Annotated in this window: 14 protein-coding genes and 1 tRNA gene; 4 read left to right on the top strand and 11 right to left on the bottom strand. The window is 45.8% G+C overall.

Annotation, left to right across the window (positions count from 1 at the left end; genetic code table 11):
• Positions 1–2: 2 nt before the first annotated feature.
• From nlpI to pnp, 3 genes are all read right to left on the bottom strand, one after another.
• The gene (gene nlpI / locus ACFO4O_RS02860) at positions 3–908 is read right to left on the bottom strand and encodes a lipoprotein NlpI (RefSeq protein ID WP_382408202.1); all 906 of its coding nucleotides are present in this window, start codon (positions 906–908) and stop codon (positions 3–5) included.
• 104 nt (positions 909–1,012) lie between these two features.
• A complete protein-coding gene (locus ACFO4O_RS02855; protein WP_382405828.1) occupies positions 1,013–1,318 on the bottom strand; it encodes a DUF1244 domain-containing protein in 306 nt (101 codons plus the stop codon).
• A 156-nt stretch (positions 1,319–1,474) separates the two neighbouring features.
• Positions 1,475–3,592 (bottom strand): polyribonucleotide nucleotidyltransferase, encoded by a 2,118-nt coding sequence (gene pnp, locus ACFO4O_RS02850; protein WP_382405827.1) that lies wholly within the window; start codon positions 3,590–3,592, stop codon positions 1,475–1,477.
• Positions 3,593–4,051: 459 nt separating this feature from the next.
• Between pnp and ACFO4O_RS02845 the strand changes: the two genes are divergently transcribed.
• Complete coding sequence (locus ACFO4O_RS02845; protein ID WP_382405826.1) at positions 4,052–4,423, top strand: hypothetical protein; 372 nt, start codon at positions 4,052–4,054, stop codon at positions 4,421–4,423.
• A 110-nt stretch (positions 4,424–4,533) separates the two neighbouring features.
• Here ACFO4O_RS02845 and nhaR read toward each other — a convergent pair whose 3' ends face one another.
• Positions 4,534–5,436, bottom strand: coding sequence for a transcriptional activator NhaR (nhaR, locus tag ACFO4O_RS02840; RefSeq protein ID WP_382405824.1), 903 nt, complete (start codon positions 5,434–5,436; stop codon positions 4,534–4,536).
• A 268-nt stretch (positions 5,437–5,704) separates the two neighbouring features.
• On the opposite strand from nhaR, the gene ACFO4O_RS02835 reads away from it, so the two are divergent.
• A complete protein-coding gene (locus tag ACFO4O_RS02835; RefSeq protein WP_382405823.1) occupies positions 5,705–6,043 on the top strand; it encodes an HPF/RaiA family ribosome-associated protein in 339 nt (112 codons plus the stop codon).
• 247 nt (positions 6,044–6,290) lie between these two features.
• Here the strand turns inward: ACFO4O_RS02835 and ACFO4O_RS02830 are convergent.
• The 6 genes from ACFO4O_RS02830 to ftsH all read right to left on the bottom strand — a co-directional run bounded on the left by ACFO4O_RS02830 (position 6,291) and on the right by ftsH (position 11,926).
• Positions 6,291–6,376 (bottom strand) — tRNA-Leu (locus ACFO4O_RS02830).
• 15 nt (positions 6,377–6,391) lie between these two features.
• Positions 6,392–6,781 (bottom strand): preprotein translocase subunit SecG, encoded by a 390-nt coding sequence (gene secG, locus ACFO4O_RS02825; RefSeq protein WP_382405820.1) that lies wholly within the window; start codon positions 6,779–6,781, stop codon positions 6,392–6,394.
• 12 nt (positions 6,782–6,793) lie between these two features.
• Positions 6,794–7,528 carry a triose-phosphate isomerase gene (gene tpiA / locus ACFO4O_RS02820; RefSeq protein ID WP_382405819.1) on the bottom strand — a complete coding sequence of 245 codons (735 nt, stop codon included), beginning with the start codon at positions 7,526–7,528 and terminating at the stop codon, positions 6,794–6,796.
• Positions 7,529–7,616: 88 nt separating this feature from the next.
• Positions 7,617–8,963: a phosphoglucosamine mutase gene (gene glmM, locus ACFO4O_RS02815; RefSeq protein ID WP_382405818.1), complete on the bottom strand. Its 1,347-nt coding sequence runs from the start codon at positions 8,961–8,963 to the stop codon at positions 7,617–7,619.
• A 14-nt stretch (positions 8,964–8,977) separates the two neighbouring features.
• Positions 8,978–9,811: a dihydropteroate synthase gene (gene folP / locus ACFO4O_RS02810; protein ID WP_382408200.1), complete on the bottom strand. Its 834-nt coding sequence runs from the start codon at positions 9,809–9,811 to the stop codon at positions 8,978–8,980.
• Positions 9,812–9,991: 180 nt separating this feature from the next.
• Positions 9,992–11,926: an ATP-dependent zinc metalloprotease FtsH gene (gene ftsH, locus ACFO4O_RS02805; protein WP_382405816.1), complete on the bottom strand. Its 1,935-nt coding sequence runs from the start codon at positions 11,924–11,926 to the stop codon at positions 9,992–9,994.
• A gap of 489 nt (positions 11,927–12,415) precedes the next feature.
• Between ftsH and yhbY the strand changes: the two genes are divergently transcribed.
• Positions 12,416–12,712 carry a ribosome assembly RNA-binding protein YhbY gene (gene yhbY / locus ACFO4O_RS02800; RefSeq protein ID WP_382405814.1) on the top strand — a complete coding sequence of 99 codons (297 nt, stop codon included), beginning with the start codon at positions 12,416–12,418 and terminating at the stop codon, positions 12,710–12,712.
• 58 nt (positions 12,713–12,770) lie between these two features.
• Positions 12,771–13,535, top strand: coding sequence for an SDR family NAD(P)-dependent oxidoreductase (locus tag ACFO4O_RS02795; protein ID WP_382405813.1), 765 nt, complete (start codon positions 12,771–12,773; stop codon positions 13,533–13,535).
• Positions 13,536–13,568: 33 nt separating this feature from the next.
• On the opposite strand, the gene ACFO4O_RS02790 is transcribed toward ACFO4O_RS02795, so the two are convergent.
• On the bottom strand, positions 13,569–15,971 hold the full coding sequence (locus ACFO4O_RS02790; RefSeq protein ID WP_382405811.1) for a Lon protease family protein: 2,403 nt from the start codon (positions 15,969–15,971) through the stop codon (positions 13,569–13,571).
• Between the last annotated feature and the right edge of the window lie 187 nt (positions 15,972–16,158).

The following is a 16,158-nucleotide window of genomic DNA, read 5'->3' as shown; positions in this document are numbered from 1 at the left end:
GCTTAATCCTGAGCGCGCGCTGCTGCCCTGATATTTGCAAGCTCAATGCGAGCATATTTGTGTTCTACGTACTCATGCACGTTGGTGCTCAATGACAGCTTGAAATAATTTGCTGCGGTCACTTTGTTGCCGCGCTGAGCATGATATTTACCCAAATAAAAATATGCCTCGCAAAGGCGATTGTTCAGCTGTGCCTGAGACTGCACATCACGAATGAGTGCTGCAACTACTGCCGCTTCGTCGACTTTGCCCAAATAAAAATCAACCAAACTCGTTGACCAAATATTCTCATCTAAGGTTTCACGGCGCTGACGCAAATTAGCAAGCGCCGCTTCGTTATCGACCTTACTCGCTGCAATATAGTGCCAAACCACGCGAATCGGATCGCTTTCATCTTGTGACAAGAATGCCAATGTGTCTCTTGCCGCCAGCTCATTGCGTCCTCCGTAATAAAGCGCAATCCCTCTGTTAAGCAAGGCGAAATGATAATCTGGATTGATTTCTAACGTCGAGTCAAAGGCCTCATAGGCCTGCAAAAACTGCCCTTCTTGGGTGTAGTGTACGCCAACCGAATTATAAGCTTCGGCCATGTCTGGTTTGAGACGCAGCGCTTCGGCATAATCCAGCCGCGCTAGGCTGTTTAAGCCAATAGAGTCGTAAGCAATACCGCGCTGAAATACAAGCTCAGCGCGCTCTTCATCACTTAAAGGGGCTTGATAAAGAATATGGGTATACCGCGCAATTACAAGTTGCGCTCGTTGACTGACTGGCTCAGGCTCTGCCAACAGCAGAGAATTCACCGATGGACCTTGACGCACAGATGTACAGCCGGACGCAAACAGCATTATAACGAGCAAAATTGAGAATTTACGCCAGTGTTTTACTATCAAGCTAATACCTCTGTGTATGCGTCTCACGCAAAATGTCGGCAAGCAACACTCACTAAGGTGCTGCCAATCTATATAATCAGTGTACTCAAATATGCAAACCTTGCCTAGCAATCCACGAATTTTTATCGCGCCTGCTTACTTTTAGCCCGCGCGTTAAATGCGGCCAACTGCTCTTCGCTTGCAGCGGTTTGATGTTTTTCTTTCCACTCACTGTAGGGCATTTTATAAATGTGCTCGCGCGCCTGAGCATCGCTGACATCCTCTCCGTGCTTTTGCGCTTCTTCCATATACCAACGCGATAAGCAATTGCGGCAAAAGTCAGCCACAATCATTAAATCAATGTTTTGCACATCTTTGTTGTTATCTAAATGATTAAGTAAGCGTCGTAATGTGGCCGCTTCGATTTCAGTTTGTTTAGTACTGTCCATCATGATTCCTTGTTATATTGATCGTTGGGCACATATGTTTCGTTAATCGCTCGCTTTGTTGTGAGCCGATGCGTTCTGTGCTCCCCTTTTTTAAGTATAAAAAAGGAGCCCTTAGGCTCCTTTTAATAGCTATTACGCGTTAATTTTCGCGTTAGATTACTCGCTATCACCTTCGGCATCTGATGCCTGTGGTTTTTCAAGTAGTTCTTTCATGCTCAAGCGAACGCGATTTTGGCGGTCAATCTCCATTACCTTAACGTCTACCATCTGTCCTTCTGACAGGTGATCGGTAACTTTATTTACACGCTCATGAGCAATTTGTGAAATATGCACTAGGCCTTCTTTGCCAGGTAATACTTCAACAAATGCACCAAAATCAACAATGCGCATGACTTTACCGTTATACACAGTGCCCACTTCAATTTCAGCGGTTACCTGCTTGATGCGCTCAATGGCAACATCCGCTTTGGCCTTTTCAGTAGCAAAGATTTTGATTGTGCCGTCATCTTCAATTTCAATGTTGGTGTCTGAGGCTTCGGTGATTGAGCGAATCGTCGCACCACCTTTACCAATTACGTCACGAATCTTGTCTTGATCAACTTTCATCTTGTAAATTCGTGGAGCATATTCTGACATTTCATCGCGGTGGCCAGAAATTGCCTTATCCATCACGCCTAAAATGTGTAAGCGCGCTTCTTTAGCTTGCTTAAGCGCGATTTGCATGATTTCTTTGGTAATACCTTCAATTTTAATGTCCATTTGAAGCGCAGTAATACCATTGGTAGTACCGGCTACTTTAAAGTCCATGTCACCTAGGTGATCTTCATCGCCTAAGATGTCTGAAAGTACAACGAAATTGTCATCAGATTTTACTAAGCCCATCGCTATACCAGCAACAGAGGCTTTGATTGGCACGCCGGCGTCCATAAGTGCAAGTGAAGTACCGCACACAGATGCCATAGACGATGAACCATTTGATTCAGTAATTTCTGAAACAACACGCACAACGTACGGGAACTCGTCCGCAGAAGGCATAACTGCTTGAATACCGCGCTTCGCTAAACGACCGTGGCCGATTTCACGGCGCTTAGGAGAACCTACAAAACCGGTTTCACCCACGCAGTATGGAGGGAAGTTGTAGTGCAACATAAAGCGGCTGTCTTCACGACCGCCAAGTGCATCAATCATCTGAGCATCTCTTTCAGTACCCAAGGTGGCCACTACAATTGCTTGTGTCTCACCGCGTGTAAATACAGCCGAGCCGTGTGTACGTGGCAACAAACCGGTCGCCATATCTAGCGCACGAATCGTTTGCGGATCGCGGCCATCAATGCGTTTTTCACCGGCTAATATACGCGAGCGCACCACGTCACTCTCTAAGTCGTGGCAAAGGCTGCTGATTTCTTTCGGGTCAAGCGTTTCGTCTTCAGCGACTAAATCAGCGACGGTTTTTTCGGTAACGGCATTAACCGCATCTTTTCGTTCTAATTTATCTGAAATTTGGTAAGCGGCTAACATGCCGTCTAGCGCAGCTGCTTTTACTTTGTCTTTAAGTGCCGTATTTTCTGCTGGCGCAACCCAATCCCAAGCCGGCGTGTTAACGTCGCTTGCAAATTCTTTTATTGCGTTAACTACCGTTTGTGATTGTTCGTGGCCGTATACTACAGCGCCTAACATAACGTCTTCAGACAATATGTTGGCTTCTGATTCAACCATTAATACTGCGCCTTCTGTACCCGCAACAACCAAATCTAACTGGCTGTCGGCGGCTTCTGACGTGCGAGTGTTTAATACGTACTGATCGTTTATGTAACCAACACGCGCGGCACCTACAGGACCGTTAAACGGAATGCCTGAAATAGCCAACGCAGCAGATGTACCAATAAGTGCAATGATGTCGGTGGGAATATCGGGGTTAGACGATACTACCGTGATAATAATTTGCACTTCGTTCATGAAACCATCAGGGAACAATGGACGAATAGGACGGTCGATTAGGCGTGATGTAAGCGTTTCACTCTCTGAAGGACGCCCCTCACGTTTGAAAAACCCACCTGGGATTTTACCCGCGGCGTAGGTCTTCTCTTGATAATTTACTGTTAACGGAAAGAAGCTCTGATCTGGATTTGCTTCTTTTTTACCAACAACAGTAACCAGTACTGCTGTATCGTCCATGCTTGCCATAACGGCTGCTGTCGCCTGTCTGGCGATTACACCTGTTTCCAAGGTGACAGTATGCTGACCATACTGAAATGTTTTTGTAATAGGAGTCACACTCTATCCTTTATTTAATCTATGATTTTTATGCTTTTTATCGCGCGCACAGTATACCGATAAGTGACTATCAATGCCATTATTAAGCTTATAAATCATTTAAAACGCCAAACCCCACCCTCTTATGCCCTGTTCACTGCTCTAAATACCCCACTGAAACATCTCAAAAGTGAGTTACTTATTACGAGCCACCAAGTTTAAAAAGGCTAATTTGAAATAAAACGAGCAACATTAAGCACAACATACGTATAGGCGCAGTTTTTGCTTATGCGTTTTTACCCTACAAATTTTGACTGAGCTTTTGACCGAACCGCTTTTACTGATGCCAGCTGATACCAGCTAATGCCAGCTAATACCAGCTAATGCCAGCAAGTGTGCATTTTTTATACGCAAGTATTCGATGCAATAAACTAAGCGCGAAATATAGGTCGATAGTCTTTGTAATCAGGACAAAATGCGATGAACAATATCATGAGCGAGCCTAGCAAGGCCGCAGGAGCAGTAAACATGACCTTAATGACGATTGAAGATTTTAGAGCCCGCCCCTGTACCTTCGAGTATTTGATGCTTTATTTGGCAAGCAGCAGTTTTATCATCATGCTTGCGGCGACCTTATTTGGGCAAATAAGCGGAATATGGATGGTAGGCAACACGGTATTTTTTGCCGCCTGTGGCGCGTTTTTGCTACAGTGTCGTTATAAAAGACATGCTCGCGCCGCACAATTTTATCAACAATGGCTGCAAGGCTTAAGCAACCAGGAAATCGAAGAGCTTAAACATCGACTCAGACCGCAAAGCCGTGAAACGCATATTGTGAGTGCGCTTACCTAAGCGTAATTGCCTTTAACATTTTTGCCTGAGCCGCATTATCTGACCGGCATCCTCGTATCACTGCCGCAGTTACGCCAAGTGCAAGCGCTCCAGCGTATTCGCGAAAACGACTACTTAAAAATTATATCTCTGGCGGTACTGCATACCGCTGCAACGGCGGGATGGGTAACTTTTCTTTCAGCGGATATCGCGTAAAACTTTTGTTTTATGTCTGATAGTCGTCCAATTACAGTGAGCCCAAAGCTGTCTTTTACTTCTTGCTCAATAATACTGGGCATGAAAAATATACCAAAGCCTGCCTTACCAAACGACTTCATCAGGGCACTGTCGTCGTATTGCCCGCGTATTAATGGGTAAATGTTTGAATCGTGACACCATTTATCGAACAACTGCCGAATAGCATATTGCTTGGTAGGAAGCAAAATGGGCGCTTCATTCAGGCAAGCTGGAAAAGGACCACTTAATTTGGCAGCCAGCGCAGGCGAAGCAAAGAATGACAAGTCAGACTGACCCAAATAATGATTATAGGCTTTGATACTAAACGCGCTTGATAGCGGAGTATCTGTGAGCACCATGTCCACCTCGTGCACTGCAAGCTCACCTAAAATGGTTTCAACCGGACCTTCGCGGCACATTAAGCTTACTTCTTGCGACAAACTAAGCGCAGGTTCAATAATTTTATACACAATGGTTTTGGGAAGTGCGCTGGCGGCGCTCACAATGAATTCAGAAGTACCTACCAAAGGTGCCCCACGCAATACATCGGTCAGCTCTTTTCCAAGTTCGAAAATGTCGTCTGCGTAACGCAGTACCAAACGGCCAGTTTCAGTTAAGCGAAGCCGACGGCCTACCCTATCAAACAAGGGCTGGCCAATGCGCTCTTCCAGCATGCTGAGCTGGCCGCTAATGGTCTGAGGCGTAATAAACAGTTTGTCTGCCGCTCTCGCTATACTTCCTTCTGTGGCAACTACCCAAAAATAATGCAGGTGTTTATAATTCAAATTTTCTGCCATAAGTGTCTGATGACCGCCTCAACTGTAGAATGCATGACCGTGATGCATCGCACGTGGGCGCACTGTACGAATAGTTTACGAGTGATATACGATTAATGCGCCTGCTCTTCACTAAACATAGGCGCTAATCCTCAATTGGTAAAGGAAGGTTGCCACATGAATAGCTCACTTTTTCCGACTAACTCTTATACATATAATCGAATTTAATCGTTCACTTTTAATTGATAATCTCAAATTACTGAAAAAAGAAAGCGATGATGATGAAGCAATGGATTACAACATTACAGAGAGTGACTTCTCGTTAAGCCCCCATCAAACAGACATTATCGACACCCGAATGGGCTTGAGCCTGTCGCGGTTTGCTAATTTGATTGCAAAATGCGACCTGACATTTACCAACAACACGCAACAAGAGCCAGACCTGCCGGTTAAATGCAAAATACACATTTTGCTTCATGCAGGGCACGAGATTGAAATAGAAGATCATGCAAGAGAGCTCGAGTTATGCTTTAGTCAAGCGGTCGCAAGGGCAAAGCGCTCAATTGAACGGCATCTAAAACATCATAGAGGGCCGAGGCTGGGCTCTAGTATGACGACACGAACCTAGTATTGCCATATGCATTTTTACCTTTACATACCGTTGCTTCGCTAGTAACTATCTGATCTTTTCCAACGCCGAGGCTTGCAACACAATCAAACTGTGCTGAGATAATTTTGCCTGAAGCGTTTCTTGCAACGTAAATTTTCTCAAGCACCAAGAAAAAGGCATATCGATAATATTTTAAGCCAGGCTAATATGATTTCGCATGGGCGTAAAAAAAGCGCTGACCCAAAAGAGTAAGCGCTTTTTAAATTGGTGCGGAAAGCGGGACTTGAACCCGCACGAGCATAGCTCACCACCCCCTCAAGATGGCGTGTCTACCAATTCCACCACTTCCGCATATTCGTTAAATTATTAGTTAGGTATATCAGACTCTTCGGCTTTTGGCTCGTCTAACTCAATCGGCGCCACTTCTGTGCCTGGGATGTCGCTTGCGTTTTCAGGCGTGACTGCCGGAATCACTTCTTCAACCGGAACGTCAATATTCTGAAACCCATCAACTTCTTTATCTCTGTTGGCCGAAATACTACCAATCACTAATGAAATGAAGAAAAATAAGGTTGCTAAAATTGCAGTTGTGCGAGTCATAAAGTTCCCCGAACCACTAGAACCGAATACCGTGTTCGAACCACCTGCTCCAAAAGATGCGCCCATATCTGCGCCCTTACCCTGCTGAATCAGTACAAAGCCAATAAGCAATAAGGCTACGATAAGATAAGACACCAACAACACTTCGTATAACATTGTTTTTCCTTGTTAACTCGCCGCTTGGCAAATTATATTAAAATCATCTACTTTCAGACTGGCACCGCCAATTAAGCCGCCATCTATGTCTGCTTGAGCAAATAGCTCTTTGGCGTTCTGCGCGTTAACACTACCGCCATATAAAATCCGCATTTGCTGCGCCGCACTGCTGCTTTTGAGCAAATGCGCACGAATAAATGCGTGAACATCCTGAGCTTGCTCAGGAGACGCTGTCTTGCCGGTACCAATGGCCCAAATTGGCTCATAAGCTATAACGGCTTTATCAAAAAAGCGATCTCCGCATACGTCAAGCACTGCATCTATTTGTTGCTGAACGTAGGCGTTAACCTCACCAGCTTCTCTTACCGATAATGGCTCACCAACACAAAGTATGGGCGTTAATCCAGAATCCAAGGCAAGTTTCACTTTCGCTGCAACTTGCTCGTTGCTCTCACCGTGATCTTGACGTCGCTCAGAGTGACCTAAAATCACGTGGTTTACGCCCAAATCGGCCAGCATCGAGGCAGAAACGTCGCCCGTGTGAGCGCCTTTTTCAAACTCGCTGATGGTTTGCGCACCCACTAAAAATTCTGCACCATCGAATAAAGACAAATACGGCGCAGGTGGGCATATTAACACGTCTACCGCGCTCGGTACTGCCAAGTTCTTCTTAAAGTCATCGACTAACGCACGATTGCCGTTCATTTTCCAATTTCCAGCAACCATATATTTACGTTCTGTACTCATGCGATGACTCCTTTGAATCTTGCGGTGCAAAAAGCGGCGGTGATATTAACCAACCAAGGCCAAATATACAAGCAAGGAATGCAACTTTTTACGCTTTGGTAAGCGCTCTCACCTCATCTGCAATTTTGTTTGCCCAATTTTCAGACACATCCTTATCTTCTGCCTCTACCATGACGCGTATCAAGGGCTCGGTACCGCTTTTTCTTAGCAATACTCTGCCTGTGCTGCCCATACTCTTTTCGGCATCAGACACGGCGTTTTGTACTTGCTCGGAGTCTAGAGGATTACTTTCAGACTCGGCATACTTTACATTGATGAGTTTTTGCGGAAACTTTTTAAAACCTGACGATATTTCGCTTAATGTCATATGTGCACGCAACATTGCTGCAATGACCTGCAGTCCCGCCACAATCCCGTCTCCGGTAGAGGCATAGTTTAGGTTAAGTACGTGACCAGAATTTTCTCCACCTATGCACCAGTCGTGACGATTAAGTAATTCAAGCACATAGCGGTCACCCACATCGGCACGTTGAAACGGCACGCCCAACTGCTCAAGCGCTAACTGCATGCCCAAATTAGACATTTTAGTGCCTACCACCCCGCCTTTTAAGTTGCCTGATTTAAGCGCATCTCGTGCAATGATAAAAATGATTTGGTCGCCATCTATCACGCTTCCATTTTCATCTATCATCATGATACGGTCACCATCACCGTCTAATGCAAACCCAAAGTCTGCCTTGTGCTCTTTTACAGCATCAATGGTGGCTCTGAGAGCGGTTGCCCCCACTTGGTGGTTTATGTTTAAACCGTCTGGGTCGGTACCGATTTCAATTACCTTTGCGCCAAGTTCAGAAAGTACGTTAGGGGCGATGTGATAGGTTGCCCCATGCGCGCAGTCCACTACTATTTTTAAGCCTTTAAGCGATAAGTCTGACGGAAATGTGCCTTTACAATATTCAATATAACGTCCGGCAGCGTCGTTTACTCTGGTGGCCTTCCCTAATTTATCACTGGCAACGCAGGTCATGGGTTTTTCCATTTGCTGCTCTATGGCTAGCTCAATGTCGTCGTCTAGCTTTTGACCATTAGATGAAAAGAACTTAATGCCGTTGTCGTAGTACGGATTATGTGAGGCGCTAATTACAATGCCAGCCTCTGAACGAAATGTCTTAGTTAAGTAAGCGATTGCCGGCGTGGGCATTGGCCCTAGCAGACCAATATTGATACCTGCGGCCGACAAACCCGCTTCCAAGGCAGATTCAAGCATGTAGCCACTAATTCTGGTATCTTTGCCTATCAATACTTTGTTGGTTCCGGCGCCTGCTAGGACTTTACCCGCTGCCCATCCTAACTTGGTAACAAACTCAGGGTTGATAACACTTTCACCCACTTTGCCGCGGATACCGTCTGTTCCAAAATATTGTCTTATCGACATGTGTCGTCCTTTTATTATAATTGGTTTAATTTTTCAATAATTACAGCCACATCCATGGCTTCTTTTACATCGTGCACCCTTAATACGCTTGCGCCAGCGAGTGCGGCAACGGTGTTTACACAGATGCCTCCGGCTAGGGTGTCATTCACATCAACATTGAGCAGCTTACTGATCATTGATTTACGAGACATACCCGCAAGCACCGGCAGGTCAAACTGGGTGAATTCTACAAAGTTCTTTAACATCGAATAATTATGATCCAAGGTTTTTCCAAAACCAAACCCGGGGTCCAGCATGATTTGATGATACTTAAAACCAGCCTTACTCATGATATCGATGCGTTGCCGAAAAAAGGCGATTATTTCATCTACAACAGATTCATATTCTGGCGCTAACTGCATCGTGCTAGGGCTGCCCTGCATATGCATTATGCAACTAGGTATATTGAATCGATCGGCTAGGTCTGCTGCCACCTCCAACGCGCCTGGCTCGCTCAAGGCACGTACATCATTAATCAGGGATGCACCGGCGTTGGCGGCTTGGCGCATAACCTCTGCTTTGCTGGTATCTATTGAAATAATAACATCAAAACGCTTTGCGATTGCTTCAATAACGGGGATGACTCTTTTTAGTTCCTGCTCAAGGGCCACTGGCTCTGCGCCGGGTCGAGTCGACTCTCCGCCAACGTCAATAAACGTGGCACCTTGGCTTATCATGCGCTCAGTTTGCAGAAGCGCTGCGTCGAGTTGATTGTATTTACCACCGTCTGAAAACGAGTCGGGGGTAACATTTAATACGCCCATGATTTTGGGCGCGTTAAACAACACGGTTTTATCACGAAACGTCATCATTGTTAGAGCACCTCAGCAGTATTGCTTAACGTATATCATACCGTACTTGTCAGGAATTTTGACAGTACCAAATTGAAAATCCTAGCAAAATATTTTTGCAGGTCGGGAAGGAGCATGCCAAATAAAAAAACACCGACAAATGCCGGTGTTTTCTAATGTAGTAAGCTGTTTTAGCGTTTAGCTCGACGGATTCGTCTCACCTTCGCCGTCTGCTTTTGGCTCATCTTGACGCCCAACATCTAGTTTCGCACCACCCGACGGAGGAGTCGAATCAGAACGATTGTCTTTGTCCCAATCAGCAGGCTGACGAACTTCGCGGCGTGCCATCAAATCATCGATTTGACGGGCATCAATGGTTTCATATTTCATCAATGCATCTTTCATTGCATGCAAAATATCCATATTGTCACGAAGCATCTGCTCGGCGCGCTTATAATTGCGGTCAATCAAGCTTTTAATTTCAGCGTCTATCGCTCGTGCGGTTTCATCAGACACACTTGCTGATTTGCTCACTGAGCGTCCTAAAAACACCTCACCCTCTTCTTCCGCATAAAGCTGGGCACCTAGTTTGCTAGACAAGCCCCATTGCGTCACCATCTTTTTAGCAATGTCTGTTGCGCGCTCTATATCGTTTGATGCGCCGGTGGTTACCATGTCTTCGCCATAAATAATTTCTTCCGCGAGACGACCACCATACAAACTTGAGATCATGCTTTCGAGGTGACGTTTGGTGTAGCTCACGCGGTCTTGTTCAGGCAGATACATGGTCACACCGAGTGCTCTACCGCGCGGGATAATAGATACCTTATACACAGGGTCATGCTCCGGCACGAGTCGACCTACAATTGCATGACCAGCCTCATGATAAGCAGTCATGGTTTTTTCTTCTTCAGTCATAACCATTGACTTGCGCTCAGCGCCCATCATGATTTTGTCTTTGGCTTTATCGAATTCTTCCATCGATACAACACGTCGGTTAGTTCGCGCTGCGAACAACGCCGCTTCGTTTACTAGATTGGCCAAATCAGCCCCTGAAAATCCAGGTGTACCACGTGCGATAACGGCTGGCTGCACATCGTCGTCAATAGGCACTTTTCGCATATGCACTTTAAGAATCTGTTCACGGCCACGAATATCCGGCAATCCTACTACGACTTGACGGTCAAAACGTCCAGGACGCAATAACGCAGGGTCGAGTACATCCGGACGGTTAGTTGCAGCTATCACGATAATACCTTCGTGCCCTTCAAAACCGTCCATCTCAACAAGCATTTGGTTAAGCGTTTGCTCACGTTCATCGTGTCCACCGCCTAAACCAGCGCCACGCTGACGCCCTACTGCATCAATTTCGTCGATGAAGATAATACATGGCGAGGACTTTTTGGCTTGCTCAAACATGTCTCGCACGCGAGACGCGCCAACACCCACAAACATTTCAACAAAATCAGAACCAGATATTGTGAAAAACGGAACTTTCGCTTCGCCCGCAATCGCTTTCGCAAGCAATGTTTTACCGGTTCCTGGCGGACCTACCATTAGCACGCCCTTAGGAATCTTACCGCCTAACTTTTGAAATTTGCTCGGGTCGCGTAAAAAGTCAACTAGCTCAGAAACATCTTCTTTTGCTTCATCACACCCTGCAACATCCGCGAATGTCGTTTTAATTTGATCTTCGCTCAGCAATCTTGCCTTACTCTTACCAAACGACATTGCTCCGCGGCCGCCACCACCCTGCATCTGACGCATAAAGAAAATCCACACGCCTATTAATAACAGCATCGGGAACCACGATATAAAGATTTGAGCCAGCCAATTCGGCTGTTCGGGCGCTTGTCCAAACGCCTTCACATCGTTCTTAGCCAAATCAGACATCAGCTGGTCGTCGCGATATGGAATATAGGTTACAAAGGGCTCGCCATTGCGTTTTACGCCCTTTATTTCGTTTTGGCTGATAGTCACTTCGCGAATGTCTCCGCGCTGCACTTCAGCTAGAAATGTGGTGTAGTCAGTTTGCGGGCTAACAGACTGCTGTCCAGAAAAATTCTTGAACACCATCATCAGCACTACCGCTATGAATAACCACAAAATAAGATTTTTTGCCATGTCGCTCAACGCTACTTACCTCTAATCAATAAGCCTAATTCAAATTTGGGATGCAGGCATATCACTTGTTTTACCTGCCGTAAAGACTACTATACTTTCGCTAGTTACGCTACCTGCACATCGCCTCAGCCAAGTTGACGCTTGGATTCTTACGACCTCACAATGCTTACGCAGTTCATTAGGTTTTCGCTCATTCTACAACGACCAAAAAACCGAAGGGCTAGGTAAAGTGTAAAAAATTTAATCCACCCCCACCTATCGAGCCCAAACACGATGTTAACAGCTTACATAAATCACGCGAACTAAGATGTTTTTGTACCTTTACCGTCTGCAATAGTCGCATTGATGTATAAGTGAAGGTAGAATGCAGAAAATCAAGGCACAACCGACGATTAGTAACCTGATAATTAGTGAGCTTGCGATTCGTGATAGCTCAACATTACAACAACTACTATACGCCCGTCGTGTAAAACTTTAGACAACAGATTAGTTAGGTACATGCATTTAACAACAAAACAAAAACAATTTTTAAAAGGGCTTGCCCACACACTCAGGCCGGTAGTGCAGCTTGGCGCGAACGGGCTTACCGAAGGCGTTGTTGCTGAAATCGAAAACGCGCTTAACCATCATGAGTTAATCAAAATAAAAGTGCCCTCAGACGATCGTGAAGAAAAAGCTTTAATCATGGACGCTATTGTAGGTGAGACAAAAGCTCACAAAGTCCAAACCATTGGCCATACCCTTGTTATTTACAAGGCCAGTGACGAACCTAAAATTAGCCTGCCGCGTAAATAAGCTACACGACTACTACAGGCTTTTTGTTTAGATTTAGCGAATACCTTCAGGGGATACTATGACTCAACACACTGCAATTGTTACAGGCGCTTGCTCAGGCTTAGGCCATGCAACAGCCGCGTTATTAATCAGCGCAGGGTGGCGCGTTGCCATACTCGATATGAATGAAGAGGCCGGACAGGCCCGCATTGAAGAATTTGGTGAGCAACACTGTCGATTTTATAAAACCGACGTAACCCATGAGAAAGGGGTTGAAGAGGTTATCGCCAAGGTTTTTGCAGACAATGAAAATGTAAGGCTATGCGTAAATTGTGCAGGCATTGCGCCAGCCAAGCGCATGCTCGACAGAGACAGCGCCCCAATGCCGCTCGATAACTTTGCATCTGTTATCCAAATAAATCTCATCGGAAGCTTCAACGTGGCCAGAGTGGTGGCGTCTTATTTTGCAAAAAATGCGGATACCGACGGGGAACGTGGCGTCATTATCAATACCGCATCGGTAGCAGGTTATGAAGGGCAAATTGGCCAGACTGCCTATGCAGCTAGTAAAGGCGGCATCATCGGGCTGTGTTTACCAATGGCAAGAGACCTCGCGCCACTGGGCATAAGGGTCAATACCATTGCGCCGGGCGTTATGGGAACGCCAATGTTGCTTGCAATGCCCGATAAAGTGCAGGATGCGCTCTCAGCAAATGTGCAGTTTCCAAAACGCTTGGGCCTGCCTGAAGAATTTGCCAAACTCGTTCTACATGTATTTGAAAATAAATATATAAACGCAGAGACAATACGCCTTGACGGCGGCCTTCGCATGCCGCCTAAATAAGGTCAACGCTGAATCAATAAACCGCGGCGACGCTTAGTCGTCGTGCCCCCCGTTTACCGTCGCATAAATAGAGAACAATCGCTGAACCGCTCGCTGATGAACCGAATGCTTAGGGAAGCGTCCTCTGGTATTTAGTGCGCCTGCCGCTTTTCCTGTCATTATTGTAATCGCTTGGTCAACATTATCGATTGTATACACATGAAAATCACCTTTTTCGACCGCAGCAATCACCTCATCACTGAGCATCAGATTAACCCGATTTGAATAGGGGATCATCACGCCTTGCTCACCTGTGAGGCCGCGATTTTTGCACAGTTCAAAATACCCTTCGATTTTTTCATTGATGCCGCCAACAGCTTGAACCTCACCTAACTGGTTGATAGAGCCGGTAACTGCAATGCTTTGTTTAAGCGGAATATCGGTAAGGGCAGATATTAAGGCCAGTAGCTCACCAAGCGATGCACTGTCACCGTCGATGTAGCCATAAGATTGTTCTAGGGCAATGTTTGCTGACAAGGTCAGCGGAAAATCTTGTGCATATTTATTACCCAAGTAGCCTGTCATCAAGAGCACGCCCTTTGAGTGAATAGACTGTCCAAGCTCCACTTCACGCTCAATATCTACCACCCCGCTGCTTCCGGCATATACTGTGGCGGTGACCCGTGCGGGTGTACCAAAGGATGTGTCGCCTATCTCAAGCACCGTCAATCCGTTTAAGGTACCCACCGCATCGCCGCTGGTGGTAATTAACACGTGCCCTTCTTGAATGTCTTGCAAAAAGTTGTCTGCAACTCGCCCCGTACGCATTTTCTTCGCGCTTAGCGCAGCATTTATATCTTCCACTAAAAGATGATCGCGCTGCGCGATATCACAAAAATATTTGGCTTCGTGCAATAGCTCTAGAATATCAGCAAAACGCGCGCTCAGCTTCGACTGATGCTCAGAGAGGCGAAGGCTATGCTGCACGAGCTTTTCACTGGCTTTAAGCTCAATCGACGCGAGCCCTAAGGCGCTAACCTCTTTGTTCACTCTAGCAACAAAATGCGCCAAGTTTTGCTGATTGACGTCAATTTCATTCTCAAAATCCACCAACACTCTAAACAGCTCAGGAAACTCGTGATCGTAGTCTTGTAGGGTATAATACAAATCACGGGACCCAAGCAAAATCAGTTTACAGTCGAGTGAAATTGGCTCAGGGTTTTGCGTAATAGAGTTGACCATACCCGCCTCTTGCTGAGGCAGTTCAAGCTTTATTCTTCCAAATTTTAACGCGAGTTTTAGCGCCTCCCACACATATGACTGCGACAGCAGTTTATCGGCATCTAAAACCAGATAGCCGCCATTTGCACGATGCAGTGCACCAGCGGTAATCATTCTGTAGTTGGTATAGACCGACCCCTGCACGCTCGTATATTCAATCTTGCCAAACAAGTTTTGGTAATTAGGGTTGGCCTCGTACACTAAAGGTGCTGAAGCATTCTGTTTATTGCTCACCAAGCAGTTCGGTAAATAAATATCCACCAGCATCGCTCGACGGTCAAACTCGTCTTGTTTTTCGTCTTTATTCTCCTCGCAAAGCATATCTACAATCGTTTCAACGATATGCGTTTTGAGCTGCTTGAGGTACATCAGAATTGAGATGTCGCTGCTATATTTTTGCTCAAGCTCTTTAATGAGTGGCTTAACACCCTGCTCTGCCAACTGTACTTTCAAGGCTTTTTGCTGCTCCGCAGCCTCACGCTGCCAACCGGGCAATTCAAGCAAGGCTTCTGTTAGCGTTACTTCTAGTTCGTCAATAAGTTGATAATAATGCGCGCGCGTTTGGTCAGATTGTGCTGAAAAATCTGCATCACTGACCGGTTGTCCTTCGACGATGGGGGCAAAACTCACGCTATTGCCCTCTTCGACTAATGCAATGCCTTTTTGAAAGGCGAGTTTTTCAACTTCATCAATCGCCTTGTCGTACTTTTGTTCAAAATGACGAGTAATGGCCGCCTTACGTCGCTGGTATCCGGGGTTTTCATAAGACGCCGGAAAAGTAGCAAGCACCTCGTCAATAAAGGTTTCAATGTCTTTGACAAATGCGGCGCTCTCGCCTGCCGCCATTTTGAGCACCTTCGGCTCGCGTTCATTTTCTAAATTGTTTAGATAAAGCCAGTCGAACAATTCTAAATGAGCAGACTGATGTTGCTGAATATGTTCTTTTATCAGCGTAAAACGACCGGTTGCTTGCTCACCCATTACATACATGTTGTAGCCAGTGGAGCGAACGCCAAGGCCAAATTCAAAGGCGCGCTTTGCCCGCTCCTGACCTATCAATAAGTCGGGCGTTGGACTTTGTGTTGGCGATGCCTCAGTAATATCTTTTAGCGATACATTGGCAGATAGCTGAAGGTGGGTTAGGCGTGTGCTTTGTGCAACATCTTTTATTGTCATATTCTCGCTTTTAGGCTTTATAAAAAGTGGTCATTTCGATTAAGAGTGTATCGCAATATGAATGGCTAGACTGCAACTTTTTGCGCCGCTTTACCATCTGATTATCGGTCAATAACAAATGTGAAGGCATAGCAGTGATAAAAAACGCTCACAACAAGGCTCATAAAAGCTTGTGATATACCAACGC

The sequence above is a fragment of the Glaciecola siphonariae genome, assembly GCF_042652645.1.
Taxonomy (GTDB): domain Bacteria; phylum Pseudomonadota; class Gammaproteobacteria; order Enterobacterales; family Alteromonadaceae; genus Glaciecola; species Glaciecola siphonariae.
The sequence above is the reverse complement of the archived record's forward strand: the minus strand, read 5'-3'. Positions and strand labels throughout refer to the sequence as shown.

Bases quoted from the DNA above. Each gene is read 5' to 3' on its own strand.
- glmM (WP_382405818.1), bottom strand. From the start codon at position 8,963: ATGTCGATAAGACAATATTTTGGAACAGACGGTATCCGCGGCAAAGTG.
- tpiA (WP_382405819.1), bottom strand. From the start codon at position 7,528: ATGAGTACAGAACGTAAATATATGGTTGCTGGAAATTGGAAAATGAAC.
- folP (WP_382408200.1), bottom strand. From the start codon at position 9,811: ATGACGTTTCGTGATAAAACCGTGTTGTTTAACGCGCCCAAAATCATG.
- ACFO4O_RS02845 (WP_382405826.1), top strand. From the start codon at position 4,052: ATGAACAATATCATGAGCGAGCCTAGCAAGGCCGCAGGAGCAGTAAAC.
- ACFO4O_RS02790 (WP_382405811.1), bottom strand. From the start codon at position 15,971: ATGACAATAAAAGATGTTGCACAAAGCACACGCCTAACCCACCTTCAG.
- nhaR (WP_382405824.1), bottom strand. From the start codon at position 5,436: ATGGCAGAAAATTTGAATTATAAACACCTGCATTATTTTTGGGTAGTT.
- yhbY (WP_382405814.1), top strand. From the start codon at position 12,416: ATGCATTTAACAACAAAACAAAAACAATTTTTAAAAGGGCTTGCCCAC.
- ACFO4O_RS02795 (WP_382405813.1), top strand. From the start codon at position 12,771: ATGACTCAACACACTGCAATTGTTACAGGCGCTTGCTCAGGCTTAGGC.
- ACFO4O_RS02855 (WP_382405828.1), bottom strand. From the start codon at position 1,318: ATGGACAGTACTAAACAAACTGAAATCGAAGCGGCCACATTACGACGC.
- ACFO4O_RS02835 (WP_382405823.1), top strand. From the start codon at position 5,705: ATGGATTACAACATTACAGAGAGTGACTTCTCGTTAAGCCCCCATCAA.
- secG (WP_382405820.1), bottom strand. From the start codon at position 6,781: ATGTTATACGAAGTGTTGTTGGTGTCTTATCTTATCGTAGCCTTATTG.